Origin of the sequence: Cellulomonas oligotrophica, from assembly GCF_013409875.1 — a bacterium.
GTDB classification, from domain to species: domain Bacteria; phylum Actinomycetota; class Actinomycetes; order Actinomycetales; family Cellulomonadaceae; genus Cellulomonas; species Cellulomonas oligotrophica.
Genome location: NZ_JACCBK010000001.1, coordinates 3,648,352 through 3,663,696 on the forward strand (window position 1 = coordinate 3,648,352; position 15,345 = coordinate 3,663,696).

Annotated in this window: 12 protein-coding genes and 1 pseudogene; 8 read left to right on the forward strand and 5 right to left on the reverse strand. The window is 74.6% G+C overall.

The window, feature by feature from the left end; translation table 11 throughout:
- The first annotated feature begins 83 nt into the window (after window positions 1–83).
- The 3 genes from BKA21_RS16585 (at window position 84) to BKA21_RS16595 (ending at window position 2,592) form a co-directional block, all read left to right on the forward strand.
- Entirely contained in the window at window positions 84–1,055 is a 972-nt protein-coding gene (locus BKA21_RS16585; RefSeq protein ID WP_140460074.1) for a GlxA family transcriptional regulator, read from the forward strand.
- A gap of 122 nt (window positions 1,056–1,177) precedes the next feature.
- Window positions 1,178–1,693 (forward strand): PAS domain-containing protein, encoded by a 516-nt coding sequence (locus BKA21_RS16590; protein ID WP_239072900.1) that lies wholly within the window; start codon window positions 1,178–1,180, stop codon window positions 1,691–1,693.
- Entirely contained in the window at window positions 1,693–2,592 is a 900-nt protein-coding gene (locus BKA21_RS16595; RefSeq protein ID WP_140460076.1) for a methyl-accepting chemotaxis protein, read from the forward strand. The genes BKA21_RS16590 and BKA21_RS16595 overlap by 1 nt, the downstream gene beginning before the upstream one ends.
- Before the next feature lie 78 nt (window positions 2,593–2,670).
- Here the strand turns inward: BKA21_RS16595 and BKA21_RS16600 are convergent, their stop codons facing one another.
- The 3 genes from BKA21_RS16600 to BKA21_RS16610 all read right to left on the reverse strand — a co-directional run bounded on the left by BKA21_RS16600 (window position 2,671) and on the right by BKA21_RS16610 (window position 8,586).
- On the reverse strand, window positions 2,671–6,432 hold the full coding sequence (locus tag BKA21_RS16600; RefSeq protein WP_140460077.1) for a multifunctional oxoglutarate decarboxylase/oxoglutarate dehydrogenase thiamine pyrophosphate-binding subunit/dihydrolipoyllysine-residue succinyltransferase subunit: 3,762 nt from the start codon (window positions 6,430–6,432) through the stop codon (window positions 2,671–2,673).
- Window positions 6,433–6,712: 280 nt separating this feature from the next.
- Window positions 6,713–7,834 (reverse strand): sensor histidine kinase, encoded by a 1,122-nt coding sequence (locus BKA21_RS16605; RefSeq protein ID WP_140460078.1) that lies wholly within the window; start codon window positions 7,832–7,834, stop codon window positions 6,713–6,715.
- Complete coding sequence (locus tag BKA21_RS16610; RefSeq protein WP_140460079.1) at window positions 7,831–8,586, reverse strand: response regulator transcription factor; 756 nt, start codon at window positions 8,584–8,586, stop codon at window positions 7,831–7,833. The genes BKA21_RS16605 and BKA21_RS16610 overlap by 4 nt, the downstream gene beginning before the upstream one ends.
- A gap of 338 nt (window positions 8,587–8,924) precedes the next feature.
- Between BKA21_RS16610 and BKA21_RS16615 the strand changes: the two genes are divergently transcribed.
- From BKA21_RS16615 to BKA21_RS20295, 3 genes are all read left to right on the forward strand, one after another.
- Window positions 8,925–10,247, forward strand: a complete 1,323-nt coding sequence (locus BKA21_RS16615; RefSeq protein WP_140460289.1) for a hemolysin family protein — start codon at window positions 8,925–8,927, stop codon at window positions 10,245–10,247.
- A complete protein-coding gene (locus BKA21_RS16620; RefSeq protein ID WP_140460080.1) occupies window positions 10,244–11,317 on the forward strand; it encodes a hemolysin family protein in 1,074 nt (357 codons plus the stop codon). The genes BKA21_RS16615 and BKA21_RS16620 overlap by 4 nt, the downstream gene beginning before the upstream one ends.
- A 241-nt stretch (window positions 11,318–11,558) precedes the next feature.
- Window positions 11,559–12,977, forward strand: a complete 1,419-nt coding sequence (locus BKA21_RS20295; RefSeq protein ID WP_140460081.1) for a D-alanyl-D-alanine carboxypeptidase family protein — start codon at window positions 11,559–11,561, stop codon at window positions 12,975–12,977.
- A gap of 144 nt (window positions 12,978–13,121) precedes the next feature.
- On the opposite strand, the gene BKA21_RS16630 is transcribed toward BKA21_RS20295, so the two are convergent.
- Window positions 13,122–14,024 (reverse strand): aldose 1-epimerase family protein, encoded by a 903-nt coding sequence (locus BKA21_RS16630; RefSeq protein ID WP_140460290.1) that lies wholly within the window; start codon window positions 14,022–14,024, stop codon window positions 13,122–13,124.
- A 239-nt stretch (window positions 14,025–14,263) separates the two neighbouring features.
- Between BKA21_RS16630 and BKA21_RS16635 the strand changes: the two are divergent.
- Window positions 14,264–14,728: pseudogene (locus BKA21_RS16635) on the forward strand (CpaF family protein); the annotation flags it as partial.
- Here BKA21_RS16635 and BKA21_RS16640 read toward each other — a convergent pair.
- The gene (locus BKA21_RS16640) at window positions 14,721–14,987 is read right to left on the reverse strand and encodes a hypothetical protein (RefSeq protein ID WP_140460082.1); all 267 of its coding nucleotides are present in this window, start codon (window positions 14,985–14,987) and stop codon (window positions 14,721–14,723) included. The pseudogene BKA21_RS16635 and the gene BKA21_RS16640 overlap by 8 nt on opposite strands.
- A gap of 142 nt (window positions 14,988–15,129) precedes the next feature.
- On the opposite strand from BKA21_RS16640, the gene BKA21_RS16645 reads away from it, so the two are divergent.
- A complete protein-coding gene (locus BKA21_RS16645; protein ID WP_170209082.1) occupies window positions 15,130–15,333 on the forward strand; it encodes a hypothetical protein in 204 nt (67 codons plus the stop codon).
- Window positions 15,334–15,345: the final 12 nt, after the last annotated feature.

A 15,345-nucleotide genomic window follows, 5' to 3' on the forward strand; every position in this document is an offset into this window, starting at 1 on the left:
CTGCGGGCGCGGGTTATCCGTCACTAGTGGCAGGAGTGCCGATATCCGTTGAGATCCTGCCAACCGCGTGGGAGTGTGGGTCCGTGCTCCGATCCGTCGCCGCCGTCGTCCTGCCCGGCACCTCGCCCTTCGAGCTCGGCGTGGCGTGCGAGGTGTTCGGGATCGACCGCTCCGACACCGGGGGGCCCTCCTTCGACTTCCGGGTGTGCGGCCCGGACCCCGGCGTGCCGGTGCCCACCAAGACGGGCTTCTCGCTCGTCGTCGAGCACGGGCTCGACGCCACCACGGACGTCGACCTCGTCGTCGTCCCCGCGTACGGCTCCCTGCCGGTGCCCGTGCCCGCCGCCGTGCTCGACGCGCTCCGGGCGGCCCACGCCCGGGGAGCGTGGGTCCTCAGCATCTGCAGCGGGGCCTTCGCCCTCGGCGAGGCCGGACTCCTCGACGGGCGCCGGTGCACCACGCACTGGATGCACGCCGACGACCTCGCCCGCCGCCACCCGGCGGCCGTCGTCGACCCGGACGTGCTCTTCGTCGAGGCCGGCACGGTCATCACCAGCGCCGGCACCGCCGCCGGCATCGACGCCTGCCTGCACCTCGTGCGGCGCGAGCTCGGCGCCGCCGCCGCGACCGCCGTCGCCCGCCGCATGATCGTGCCGCCGCAGCGCGACGGCGGGCAGGCGCAGTACGTCGACACGCCGCTGCCGCCCCGGGCCGACACCCTCGCCCCGCTGCTCGCCTGGATGCTCGAGCACCTCGAGGAGGACCTCTCGGTCCCGGCGCTCGCGGCGCGCGCCCTGCTCTCGGAGCGGACCTTCGCGCGCCGGTTCCGGGCCGAGACCGGGGCCACCCCCGCGGCGTGGGTCGCCCGGCAGCGGGTGGCGCGTGCGCAGGAGCTCCTCGAGCGGACCGACGCCGGCGTGGAGGAGATCGCCCGGCGGTGCGGGCTGCGCACCGCCGCCCACCTGCGCGAGCACTTCGCCCGGACCCTGCGCACCAGCCCCCAGGCGTACCGGCGCAGGTTCGCGTGCGTCGACGGCGCCGCCCCGACGCCATGACCGCCCACCAACTCGTCATGGCCGACGAGTCACAGGCCTCCCGGGGCGGCCGATAGGCGGGTCGGAGCATCGTCAGGGGAGACCGACCTATGCAGCAGACCCGTCCGGCGCCGACCGGAGTCATGAGGACCTTCGGGCACGACGAGATCATCGTGTCCAAGACCGACCCTCGTGGGCACATCACCTACGCCAACGACGTCTTCCTGCGCATCAGCGCCTACCCGGAGTGCGAGCTGCTCGGCGCACCGCACTCCCAGCTGCGCCACCCCGAGATGCCGCGAGCCGTGTTCTCGCTGCTCTGGGAGACCATCGCGCGCGGCGAGGAGCTCTTCGCCTACATCCTCAACCTCGCGGGCGACGGCGCCGGCTACTGGGTCCTCGCGCACGTCACCGCGTCGACGTCCACCGACGGGCGCATCGTCGGGTACCACTCCAACCGGCGCTGGCCCGCGCCCGCCGCGATCGCACGGATCACGCCGCTGTACGCCCGGCTGCTGCAGGCCGAGCGGCGCGAGCAGGGCGCCCGCGCCGCGACCGCCGCCGGCCGCGCCGAGCTCGACACCGTCCTCGCCGAGGCCGGCACCACGTACGACGAGTTCGTGTGGGGCATCATCAACGACACCGACGGGGAGGCGTGATGGCACGCCAGCAGACGGCCGACCGGTCCCAGCAGGACTCGGCGGCGGCAGCCGCGATCGGCACCGACCTCGACGAGATCCTCCGCGTGCTCAGCGCCGCGGCGACGGGCGACCTGGAGCCGCGCGTCGGCCTGCTGTCCGGCGACCCCCGGACCGCGGCCATCCGCGACCACCTGCACCAGCTCCTCGACGTCACCGACGCCTTCGTGCGCGAGGCCGGGGTCTCGCTCGCCGCGGCGTCCGAGGGGCGGTTCCACCGCCGGCTGCTGACCCGTGGCCTGCCGGGCGCCTTCAAGACCGCCGCCCGGTCCATCGGCTCCGTGCACCGCACCCTCACGCGGGACTACGCCGCGCAGGCCGAGGCGCGGCAGCGGATCGCCCGCAACGCCGGCGAGGTGTCGTCCCACGTGGCCGCCGCGTCGACCGAGCTGTCGGCGTCGGTGAGCTCGCTCGCCGAGAACGCCCGCCGCGGGGTCGCCGGGGCCGACGAGGCGCTCGCGACCGTGCAGGGCCTGGAGGCCAGCTCGCAGCAGATCGCGCAGGCCGTCGAGATCATCCGGCTCATCTCCGGCCGGACCCGCATGCTCGCCCTCAACGCGACGATCGAGGCGGCCCGGGCCGGCGAGGCCGGGCGCGGGTTCGCGGTCGTGGCCGACGAGGTCAAGGTGCTGGCCGACTCCGCCGGGTCGTCCAGCGACGACATCGCCGCGGCCGTCGCGGCCGTGCAGGAGTCCGCCGCCGCGGCCGCCGCGGCCATCGACGTCGTCGTGGCCACGATCCGCAGCATGGACGACGAGGTCGGGGCGATCGCCACCGCCGCCGGCGACGGCGACGGCGGCCTCTCGCGCATGGCCGAGGTGCTCAGCGCCGAGGTCGCCCACCTCACCGAGATGGGCTGACGCACCGCACGGGGCCCACGCCCCCACCGACGAGGCCCCGGCCCCCGCGAGGGGGGCCGGGGCCTCGTCCGTGCGGTGTCAGCGGCGGAACGCCGCCTCGACGAGCTCCTTCTGCTCCGCCGCGTGCTTCTTGGCCGAGCCCGCGGCCGGCGAGGCGGACTCGTGGCGGGAGACGACCCGCAGGGGACGCTCGACGAGCTGCGGCAGGTGCATCGACATGTACGACCACGGGCCCTGGTTGCGGGGCTCGTCCTGGACCCACACGAGCTCGGCGCCGTCGAACGGGGCCAGCGCCTCGCGGATCGCCTCGGGCTGCAGCGGGTACAGCTGCTCGAACCGGACGATCGCGGTCTGCTGGTCTCCGGACTGCAGGCGGTGGGCGAGCAGGTCCCAGTAGACCTTGCCCGAGCACAGCAGCACGCGGGTGACCTGCTCGGCCTTCGCCGACGCGAGGTCGTCGCCGATCACGGTGCGGAACGTACCCGTCGTGAAGTCCTCGACGGCCGAGGTCGCCGTCTTCAGCCGCAGCATCGACTTCGGCGTGAACACCACCAGCGGCCGGCGGGGGCGGTCGTACGCCTGCCGGCGCAGCAGGTGGAAGTGCGACGCGGGCGTCGACGGCTGCGCGACGGTCATGTTGTCCTCCGCCGCGAGCTGCAGGAACCGCTCGATGCGGGCGGACGAGTGGTCCGGGCCCTGGCCCTCGTAGCCGTGCGGCAGCAGGAGGACCACCGACGAGCGCTGCGCCCACTTCTGCTCGGCCGAGGAGATGAACTCGTCGATGACGGTCTGCGCGCCGTTGACGAAGTCGCCGAACTGCGCCTCCCACAGCACCAGCGCGTCGGGTCGCTCGACCGAGTACCCGTACTCGAACCCGAGGGCCGCGTACTCCGACAGCGAGGAGTCGTAGACCCAGAACTTCGCCTGGTCGCCCGACAGGTACAGCAGCGGCGTCCACTCCGCACCCGTCTGCCGGTCGTGCAGGACGGCGTGCCGCTGGACGAAGGTGCCGCGACGCGAGTCCTGGCCCGCGAGGCGCACCGGCGTGCCCTCGACGAGCAGGGAGCCGAACGCGAGGATCTCGCCGTAGCCCCAGTCGATGCCGCCCTGACGGCTCATCTGCTCGCGCCGGGCCAGCAGCTGGGCGAGCTTGGGGTGCACGGTGAAGCCCTCGGGCGGCTGCACGTGCGCGCGGCCGATGCGCTCGAGCATCGACGCGGGCACCGCGGTCTGCCAGCCGACCATCATCCCGGCGTCCTCGAGCTGGGACTCCGGGCGCTCCAGGCCCGCGACGGCCTCGGACTCCGGCGGCGGCGGCGTCCAGCCGTCCTCGCGGGTCTCGGCGAACACGCGCTCGAGCTGCTGCTGGTAGTCGCGCAGCGCCTGCTCGGCCTCGTCGAGCGTGATGTCGCCGCGCGCCACGAGGGTCTCGGTGTACAGCTTGCGCACCGACCGCTTGGCCTCGATGAGGTTGTACATCATCGGCTGCGTCATCGAGGGGTCGTCCCCCTCGTTGTGGCCCCGGCGGCGGTAGCAGACCATGTCGATGATGACGTCGCGGTCGAACTGCTCGCGGTACTCGAACGCGAGCTCCGCGACCCGCACCACGGCCTCCGGGTCGTCCCCGTTGACGTGGAAGATCGGCACCTGCAGGCCCTTGGCCACGTCGGTCGCGTACTGCGACGAGCGCGACGACGACGGCCCGGTGGTGAAGCCGACCTGGTTGTTGACGATCAGGTGGATCGTGCCGCCCGTGCGGTAGCCGCGCAGCTGGGCGAGGTTCAGCGTCTCGAAGACCACGCCCTGCCCGGCGAACGCCGCGTCGCCGTGGATGAGGATCGGCAGCACCGAGAACCCGTCGCCGCCGAGGTCGATCCGGTCCTGCTTGGCGCGCACGATGCCCTCGAGCACCGGGTCGACGGCCTCGAGGTGCGAGGGGTTGGCCGCGAGGTACACCTGCGTGGTGGCGCCCGACTCGGCCGTGAAGACGCCCTCGGTGCCCAGGTGGTACTTCACGTCGCCCGAGCCCTGGACCGACTTCGGGTCCTGGTTGCCCTCGAACTCGCTGAAGATCTGCCCGTACGACTTGCCCGCGATGTTCGCCAGGACGTTGAGCCGACCACGGTGCGCCATGCCGATGCCGACCTCGTCGAGGCCGCCGTTCGCGGCGCGCGACAGGATCGCGTCCAGCAGCGGGATGAGCGACTCGCCGCCCTCGAGCGAGAACCGCTTCTGCCCGACGTACTTGGTCTGCAGGAAGGTCTCGAACGCCTCGGCGGCGTTGAGCCGGCGCAGGATCCGCAGCTGGTCCTCGCGGGGCATGCGTGCGTACCCGGCCTCGAGGCGCTCCTGCAGCCACCGGCGCTGGCGGGGGTCCTGCAGGTGCATGTACTCGGCGCCGATCGTGCGGCAGTACGAGTCGCGCAGCAGGCCCAGCACCTCGCGCAGCGTGGCCCGCGAGCGTCCGGTGAAGCCGCCCGTGGGGAACGCGCGGTCGAGGTCCCACAGCGTCAGGCCGTGGTTCTGGACGTCGAGGTCGGGGTGCTTGCGCTGGCGGTACGCGAGCGGGTCGGTGTCCGCCATGAGGTGACCGCGGGACCGGTACGCGTGGATGAGCTCGGCGATCCGCGCGGGCTTGATCGCCTCGACGTCGGGGTCGTGGCCCGCGTCGCGGACCCAGCGGACCGGCTCGTAGGGCACGCGCAGCGCGGCGAAGACGCGGTCGTAGAACCCGTCCTCGCCCAGCAGCTTGCGGCCGAGGATGCGCAGGAAGTCACCGGACTGGGCGCCCTGGATGATCCGGTGGTCGTAGGTCGACGTGATCGTCAGGACCTTCGACACGCCCATGCGGTTGAGCTGCTCGTCGGACGTCCCGGCGAACTCGGCGGGGTAGTCCATCGCGCCGACGCCGAGGATCGTGCCCTGGCCCTGCATGAGGCGCGGCACGGAGTGCACCGTGCCGATCGTGCCGGGGTTGGTCAGGGAGATCGTGGTGCCGGCGAAGTCGTCGACCGCGAGCTTGTTGTTGCGGGCGCGCCGCACGACGTCCTCGTAGGCGGTCCAGAACTGCGCGAAGTCGAGGGTCTCGGCCTTCTTGATCGACGGCACCAGCAGCTGGCGCGTGCCGTCGGGCTTGGCCAGGTCGATCGCCAGGCCGAGGTTCACGTGGGCGGGCTGCAGCACGCCGGGCTTGCCGTCGACGAGCGTGTAGGCGGCGTTCATCGCGGGCATCTCCCGCAGGGCCTCGACCAGCGCGAAGCCGATGAGGTGCGTGAACGACACCTTGCCGCCCCGCCCGCGGGCGAGGTGGTTGTTGATGACGATCCGGTTGTCGACCATGAGCTTGGCCGGGATCGCGCGCACCGAGGTCGCCGTCGGCACCTCGAGGGACGACTCCATGTTCGTCACGACGCGCGCGGCGGGGCCGCGCAGCTTCTGCACCTCGTCGACGGGGGCGTCCGCCGTCCCGTCGTCCTGGCGGGTCGCCGCGGCCTGGGCGTACGGGGCCGTGGCGGGCTGCGCCGTCGCGACCGGGGAGGCCGTCGCCGCCGGCTCGGGGGCCGGGGGCTGCGCGACCGGCGTGGGCGGGGCGGACGGCGTGGGCGCGCCCGTCCCGGCGGCCGGCGCGGCGGTCCCGGTGCCGCCGGCGGCCGGCGTGCGGTCCGCCTCGGCCGGTGCCGCCTCGGCGGCCCCCGACCCGGGCTTGTAGCCCTCGAAGAAGTCCCACCACGCGGGGTCCACCGCGTTCCGGTCCTTCGTGTACTGCTCGTAGAGCTCGTCCACGAGCCACTCGTTCGCGCCGAAGTCGGCACGGAGGTCGGACTTCGCGTTCTGGGTCACGCTGGGATCGCCCACTTCCGGTGCGCGGTTCGCCAAACCGCGACGTCGCCAGTTCTGTTGACGACAACACTAAGGGGTCGAAGGGCCCTGGCACGCGTCGGCGGACGTGCTCCGGCGCGATCTGCGCGACGTCTTCACCCCTGCTCGCGGCGCGGGTCAACGACGGGGAAAGCGCGTGTCCGACCGGCCTCAAGAGACGGTCCCGCGCACCCCCGGGACGACGGCGCCGGCCGGTCCGCGCGCCCCGCCGCCGGCGTGACGACCCGGCCGGTGCCGGTGGTCAGCGACGGGGGAAGCCGCGCCGCGGCTCGGCGGGACCGACCGTGCCGGCACCCGGGAGCCGGACGCGCATCACCGTGCCGGACGCGCTGTCGGCGACCTCCACCGTGCCGCCGTGCAGCTCGACCGCCCAGCGCACGATGGCCAGGCCCAGGCCCGTCCCGCCCGTCGAGCCCTGGCCCGTCAGCGCCGGGGTGTTGCCGCGCACGAACCGCTCGAACACGTGGGCCCGCTGCTCGCGGGCGATGCCCGGGCCGCTGTCGACCACGTCGATCTGCACCGACCGGCCCACGCGGCGCGCCTCGAGGCGCACCTCGGCGCCGGCGGGGGAGTGCCGGACCGCGTTCTGCAGGAGGTTGGCCAGCACCTGGTGCAGGCGCTCGGGGTCGGCGTGCACCGTCAGGTCCGCGGGCTCCACCGAGACGGGGAAGGTCAGGCCCTTCGGCGCCCCGACGAGGCGGCCCTCCTCGGCGGCCTCGGTGAGCAGGCGCTGCACGGGCACCTCCTGCGCGTCCAGCGGCACGGCGCCCGCCTCGACCCGGGACAGGTCGAGGAGCGAGCCCACCAGGCGCGAGAGGCGCTGCGTCTGCGCCAGGGCGGCCTGCAGCGTCGCGGGGTCGGGCTCGCTCACGCCGTCGACGAGGTTCTCCAGCTGCGCCTGCAGCGCCGTCACGGGCGTGCGCAGCTCGTGCGACACGTTCGCCACCAGCTCGCGGCGGAACGTGTCGAGCTGCTGCAGGTCGTCCGCCATGGTGTTGAACGCCTCGGCGAGCTGGCCGACCTCGTCACGGCTCGTCGAGCGGACCCGGCGGCTGTAGTCGCCCGCCGCCATGGCCCGCGCCGCCGCCGTCATCTCCCGCAGCGGCGACGTCATGCCGCGGGCCAGCAGCAGCGTCAGCACCAGCGACAGCGCGATCGCCAGCGGCAGCGTCCGGCTCGGCCCCAGCGCCTGCCCGTAGCCCAGCCACAGGATGAACGACGCCAGCGTCACGCTCGCGGCCACCAGCACGCCCAGCTTCATCTTGATGGTGCGGAAGCGGTCGAGCGGGCGGATGTCCGGCAGCCGGGCGCGGTGCACGTCGGAGCGCGCGTGCCGCACGGGCGGTCGGGCGGGGACCGTCACGACGACGTCGCCCCCGCGGGGTCGGCCGTGCCGTCGGCCGGCTCGAACGCGTACCCCACGCCGTGCACCGTGCGGATCAGGTCGGCGCCGAGCTTGCGGCGCAGCGCCTTGATGTGGGAGTCGACGGTGCGGGTGCCGCTCGCGTCGACCCAGTCCCACACGTCCGCCAGCAGCTTCTCGCGCGTGAGCACGGTCCGCGGGGCCGACGCCAGGGTCAGCAGCAGGTCGAACTCCGTGGGCGTCAGGTGCACCTCCGCGTCCGCGCGGACCACCCGGCGCTGGGCACGGTCGATCGTCACGTCGCCGACGACCATCGGCGGCTCCGGCAGGTGCGCCGACGCCATCTCCGCGGCGCGCGCCGCCCGCTCCGTGCGCCGCAGCAGCACCTTCGTGCGCGCCACGAGCTCGCGCATCGAGAACGGCTTCGTCATGTAGTCGTCGGCGCCCACGCCGAGGCCCACCAGCATGTCGGTCTCGTCGTCACGGGCCGTGAGCATGAGGACGGGCACGGGGCGCTCGGCCTGGATCTGCCGGCACACCTCCAGCCCGTCGATGCCCGGCAGCATCACGTCGAGCACGACGACGTCGGGCTGCAGCCGCGAGGCCGCGGCCACGCCGGCGTGCCCGTCCCCGACGGACTCCACGCGCCAGCCCTCCGCGGACAGGCGGTGCACGATGGCCTGGGCGATCGCCGGCTCGTCCTCGACCACGAGGACGGTCGTGGCGCCCGGCTGCGACACGGTGTTCACCATGGGGTCACCTTGGCACACCCTGCTGGAGGTGCCCTGCCGAGCGGTGCGGTCCGCCCCGTCGCCGTCCCGCGGGGGCCCGCCGCGGCAGGGCCGCCGCGCCGGTGCGCTCGTATGATGTCGCCCACCATGAGCAGCTCAAGTCGCTGCCGGCGTCCTGGCCCCGCCCCCCGCACCTCCTCCGCCGGCCCGGCGGACGACGCGGCGGCCGGCCAGGACGACGCCGGCCCTCACCTGACCTCCTCCTCCGAGACCCGCCGGTGCCGCACGCGCCGCGCAGCACGGGTGCGGCCCTGCGCCGTCCCGGGCACCGACGGCACCTGGCGGCACCGGGGACGCCCGTGCTGACCGAGTGGCTGCTCGTCCTGCTGGGCGTCGCGCTCACCGCCGGCACCGCGGTGTTCGTCGCCTCCGAGTTCTCCCTCGTCACGCTCGACCCGGGCCTCGTCGAGCGGCAGCAGGCCGACGACGCCCGCGGGCGGGCCGTGCTGCGCGCGCTGCGGCGCCTGTCGACCCAGCTGTCGGGCGCGCAGGTCGGCATCACGCTGACCACGGTGCTGCTCGGCTACACCACCCAGCCCGCCGTGGCCCGCCTGCTCGGCGTCCCGCTCGAGGCCTCCGGGCTCGGCCGCGCGGCCGTCGGCGCGCTCGCCGCGGTCCTCGCGCTGGTCGTCGTCAACGGGTTCTCGATGCTCTTCGGCGAGCTCGTGCCCAAGAACTTCGCGATCGCCCGCCCGCTCGGCACCGCCCGCCTCGTCGCACCGCTGCAGGTCGGGTTCACCACCGCGCTCGCCCCCGTCATCACCGTGACCAACGGCACCGCGAACGCGATCCTGCGCCGCGCGGGGATCGAGCCCGTCGAGGAGCTCTCGGGCGCGCGGTCGCCCGCCGAGCTCGCGTCGCTGGTGCGTCGCTCGGCCGAGCAGGGCACGCTCGACGCCGCGACCGCCACGCTGCTGACCAACTCCATCGCGTTCTCCGACCTCACCGCCGTCGACGTCATGACCGACCGGACCCGCCTGCACGTGGTGCGCCGCGACGACGACACCGCGGCCGACGTCATGGCGCTCGCCCGCCGCACCGGCCACTCCCGGTTCCCCGTCATCGGCGACTCCAGCGACGACGTCGTGGGCCTGGTCCACCTGCGCAAGGCCATGGCCGTGCCGCACGACAAGCGCGCCGAGGTCCCCGCGGCCGCGCTCATGGTCGAGGCGCCGCGCGTGCCCGAGACCGTCGGCCTGGGCCCCCTGCTCGTGGAGCTGCGGGCCCAGGGTCTGCAGATGGCCGTCGTCGTCGACGAGTACGGCGGCACCTCCGGGCTCGTCACGCTCGAGGACGTCGTCGAGGAGCTCGTCGGCGAGGTCGCCGACGAGCACGACCGCACCCGCGTCTCCGCGGCCCGCGGTCCCGACGGGTCCTGGCTGCTGCCCGGCGTGACCCGGCCCGACGAGCTCGCCGAGGCCACGGGCCTGCGCGTGCCCGACGACGGCCCGTACGAGACCCTCGGCGGCCTGCTGATGGCCCGCCTCGGCCGCGTGCCCGTGGAGGGCGACGAGGTCGTCGTCGACGACGTGCACCTGCGGGTCGCCCGCATGTCCGGGCGCCGCGTCGAGCGCGTCCGCGTCCGTGCCGTCCCCGCCCCCGAGGACGGGGGTCCGCGATGAGCAGCACGCTCGCCCTCGCGCTCGCCGTCGTCCTGCTCGGCCTCAACGCGTTCTTCGTCGGCGCGGAGTTCGCCCTCATGTCCGCACGGCGGTCCTCGATGGAACCCCTCGCGGAGGCCGGCGACCGGCGGGCGACCACCGTGCTGTGGGCCATGGAGCACGTCTCGCTCATGCTCGCCGCCGCCCAGCTCGGCATCACCGTCTGCTCGACGAGCCTCGGCCTGGTCGCCGAGCCCGCCATCGCCCACGCCCTCGAGGTGCCCCTGCACGCCCTGGGCGTGCCCGACGGGCTCACCCACCCGATCGCGTTCGTCGTCGCCCTGCTCGTCGTGGTGTACCTGCACGTGGTGCTGGGGGAGATGGTGCCGAAGAACCTCGCGGTCGCCGGCCCCGACCGTGCCGTGCTGCTGTTCGGCCCGCCGCTGGTGTGGGTCGCCCGCGTGCTGCGCCCTGTCATCGGCGCGCTGAACTGGCTGGCGAACCACGTGCTGCGCGCCTTCCGCGTCGAGCCGCAGGACGAGGTCGCGTCGGCGTTCACGGCGCAGGAGGTGCAGTCGATCGTGGAGCGCTCGCAGGCCGAGGGCCTGCTGGCCGACGAGCAGGGGCTGCTCGCGGGCGCGATCGAGTTCTCCGACCGGACCGCCGAGCAGGTCATGGTGCCCGTCGAGGGCCTCGTCACCGTCGGGCCGGGCAGCACCCCGGACGACATCGAGCACCTCGTGGCGCGCACGGGCTTCAGCCGGTTCCCCGTGCTCGACGACGACGACCGGCCCGGCGGGTACCTGCACATCAAGGACGTGCTGTACGCCGACGACACGACGCGCGGGCTGCCCGTGCCGGTGTGGCGGGTCCGCTCCCTCGCGGTGGTCCGGCCGGGCGACGAGGTCGAGGCCGCGCTGGCCGCGATGCAGCGCTCCGGGTCGCACCTGGCCCGTGTCGAGGAGGAGGGGCGCACCGTCGGCGTCGTGTTCCTGGAGGACATCCTCGAGGAGCTTGTCGGGGAGGTGCGCGACGCGATGCAGCGCGGGCAGCTGCGGGGCGGCGGCGGCGCCTCGGCCAACCACGGATGAACGTCACGTGACGGCGTCGCAGACGTGCGCCATCATGGACGAGCGACCTGGACGACGGTCCGGGAGCGTGAGAGATCGGTGAATTGCGCGGCGCGTCGCTCGGCGTGTCGCCGCTTTTGCCCCGTTTGACAGGGCATCGGCACCCGAACGCGTCTTGGACGCCCCGTCACGGTGCCGTTATGGTTCCGTGACCGCACAGGTGAGCAGGACGGCCTGGCAGCACGAGCAGAGCGGAGGTGTCGTGGGGTCCCACCCTGAGCAGCCGGTGCCCCTCACGCGACGCCAGCTCCGCGAGGCGGCCGCCGCGGCCTCCCGTCCGGCGACCACGGCACGGCCTACCCCGGCACCCCTGATCCCGACCCCCACGGCCGCCGAGCGCGCCCCCCGCACCAGCGCCCCGGCGTGGGCGCAGCAGCAGGCCCCCGAGCCGCGTGCGCGCCGCGCCACGGCCACCCTGACCGCGCCCGCCCCGGCGCCGGCGGCCCCCGTGCGTGCTGCCGGGCCGGGTCCGGCGGGCTGGACGCCGTCGCCCCCGCAGCGCCCCGTCGCCACCCCCGCCGTGCACACGCAGATCGAGCACCCCGCCCCCGTGCAGCGCGAGCTCGCCGCGCCGGTCGAGGAAGGGCAGCGGGCGGCCTCGCGGCGTGAGCGCAGCACCCCGGTGCCCGAGCGGCGTGACGACGTCCAGCCGTCGCAGCCGCGCCCGCAGGCGGCGGTGCCCCTGGCCGACGTGACGGCTCTGCCCGTGGACGTCGCGACGGCTCTGCCCGCCGAGACGCGGCCCGGTCCCGGCCCTGCGCACGAACCGGCAGGACGGGCGTCCCGGCGGGCGTCACGCGGCGCCGAGCGGTCGCGCGCGGCACGGGCGGAGCCGCACGACGCGCCCGCCGAGCCTCGCGCGTCCACCTCCGCCGACGCGGCGGACGTGCTGCCCGACCCCGTGCCCCTGCGCCGGGCCCCGCGCACGCTGGGCCGCCTCGGCGTGCTCGCCGCGCTCGTCGGCGTCACGGTCGTCGTCCCCGTCACCCAGGGCATGGCCGAGGGCGACTTCGAGGTCCTGCCCAGCACGGCCCCCGACTACCCGTCGACGGTCGCCGCGCTCACGGCCCTCCCGCTGTCGGACCTGCCGCCGACGTCGCTCGTCTCGGCGGACGGCACGACGCGGCTGCGCGAGCTGTCGGACGTCTCCCGGGCCGCCGACCGCGACCCGCTGCCCGGCTGCAACGGTGCCACCCGGCCCTCCGGCAGCAACGGCCAGCTGGCCACCGCCGACCTGTGCACGCTGTGGGACGGCCGCCAGCAGCTGCGCGCCGACGCGGCGGTGGCGCTGGCCGAGCTCAACGACGCGTTCGTCGCGCGGTTCGGCACCGACATCTGCCTCACCGACGGCTACCGGACGCTCGCCGAGCAGTACACGCTCAAGGCGCAGAAGGGCGGCCTCGCGGCCACCCCCGGCAAGTCGAACCACGGCTGGGGCCTCGCCGTGGACATCTGCGGCCTGCAGCCCGGCACGAGCCGGTGGACCTGGATGAACGACAACGGCCCCGTGTACGGCTGGGAGAACCCCACCTGGGCGAAGTCCGGCGGCAGCGGCCCCTACGAGCCGTGGCACTGGGAGTACATCAAGGGCGTCAAGGCCGACGGGTCCTACTACGGCTGACCGCCGCCGGGCCTGACGCTCTGTCGGGTGCGGTCGTCGGTGCCGACCGCCTCCGGCCCGTCGGCCAGGTCGCGGACGCACGGACGCCCGGCCCGCACGCGGCGGACCGGGCGTCGACGGCGGTCGGCCCGCCGGTCACGACGATCAGTCGAGGCGCACGCCCCAGCGCACGGTGTGCGTGCCGGCGGGCTCGAGCTCGACGAGCATCTCGCCGGTGCGGAACGCGTCCGCGACGCACGACATCGGCTCCACGGCCACGCCGCGGCGCTCGATCCCGGGGATCCCGTCACCCGTGCACACCTGCCACGCCGGCAGCGTGGCGTCCATCCACACGGCCACCGTGCGTGCGTCGTCGCCGGTCAGGCGCGCCCACGAGAGGCCGTCCGCGTCCCGCACGGCGTCGACCCACGCGTCGTCCAGCGCCAGGCCGGCCAGGGCGACGGGCTCGCGCAGGTCCAGGCGACCGGCGACGGCCTCGGTGCCCGTGGGCAGGAGACGGTGGTCCACCGTGACGTGGCGCGCGGCGCCGACCTGCAGGGTGCACGCGTCGACCCCGCCCGGGCCGGGCGAGAGCCACGGGTGGAACCCCACCCCGTACGGCGCGGTCGCCTCGCCGAGGTTCGTGGCGACGACCTCGACGACGAGGCCGTCGGCGGTCAGCGCGTAGGTCACGTCCAGGCGCAGCGCCCACGGGTACCCGGGCGTCGGCACCAGGTCGTGGCGCAGCGTCACCGACGTCGCGGACGCCTCGACGACGTCGAACCGCGCGTACGCGACGAGGCCGTGCAGCGCGGTCTGGCGCTCGTGCTCGGTCAGCGGGACCTCGTACGCGGTGCCGCGGTAGCCGTACCGGCCGTCGCGCAGCCGGTTCGGCCACGGGGCCAGCACGGCGCCCGAGAACGCCGGCGCCAGGGACTGCGCGGGGAAGGGGAGCAGGACGTCTCGGTCGCCGACCCGGTACTCGCGCACGGAGGCGCCGACGGACGCGACGACGGCGACCTGGTCGCCGAGCCGCAGCTCGTGCTGGTCGCCGGTGGGGAAGGGCATGTTCACGCTCACACGGTAGTGGCACCCGGCGACCGCCCGCCGCGACCCACGGCCCACGCCGGGCGCGCCCGTCGCCCGACCGGGTGCGCGCGGCGACACGGTCGGGGGAATTCTCGCGCGCATCGGGTCTGGTCTGTGGACGACGCGCCCCGGCGTGCGTGCGCATGGCCTAGCGTCGCCGCCGGAACGGACGATCAGGACGAACCGGGCACGCGGTGCCCGGCAGGTGAGGGGGCCGGGTGAGCGTCGACGGGCTGGTGATCCTCGAGTCCGAGGTCCGCGAGCTCATCCGTCGTCGTGGCCTGGACCCGGTGCGGGACCGCGCCGGGGTCGTCTCGCTCGTGTCCGCCGCCCTGGCCGACTACGACGAGCGGTCCGTGCTCGGGGCGGTCCCGCCGCTGGTCGACACGACCGCGGCGCACAAGGCCGTGGTCGACGCGGTGGCCGGGCTGGGTCCGCTGCAGCAGTACCTCGACGACGACGAGGTCGAGGAGATCTGGATCAACAGCCCGTCGCAGGTGTTCGTGGCCCGCCGCGGCGAGCCCGAGCTGACGACCACGATGCTGACCGACGCCCAGGTGCGTGACCTGGTCGAGCAGATGCTGAAGTCCTCCGGTCGCCGGCTGGACCTCTCCTCGCCCTTCGTCGACGCCACGCTGCCTGGTGGAGAACGCGTCCACGCCGTGATCCCTGACGTCACGCGCCCCGAACGTTAGGTCGCGGACGCACGTCAGCGGCCGCCACCCACGCGAACCACGGGCCCCGGCCGTCGATCGGCTGGGCGATGCACACCAGGCCGCGGGCGGCCGCGACGACGTCGACCTCGAGCAGGGCGTGGGTGCCGTCGTAGAGCTCGACGTCCGCGAGCGCGGGCGCGGGTGGGTCGACGGGGCGTTGGTCGCGGGGTTCGCCGGTGTTGACGGCGAGGCGTGCGTACCAGGTGCCGGCGGCGGGGTGGGCCATGGGTTCAGGGTGCGGGCGGGGTCCGACATCCGTTGGTGGGCCGTGTCGCTGTGCCCGGATGCGCCCTCTTCCGCCGCCAGGCTTGCGCTAGCGCAAGCCTGGCGGTAGCCTTCTCTTGTTCGAACAACAGGAAGGAGGGATGATGGACAAGGACACCCGCAAGGTCCTCCGCGAGGCGGAGCGCCAGGGCTTCGAGGTCCGGGTCAGCAAGACCGGGCACCCGATGGTCTACCGGGACGGCGTCTTCGTCACGCAGGCCGCGTCGACGTCGAGCGACCACCGGGGGATCAGGAACCTGATCGCCGCGCTTCGGCGGGCAGGGTTCGCCTGGCCGCCGAAGAGGTAGCGGGAAGGGGCG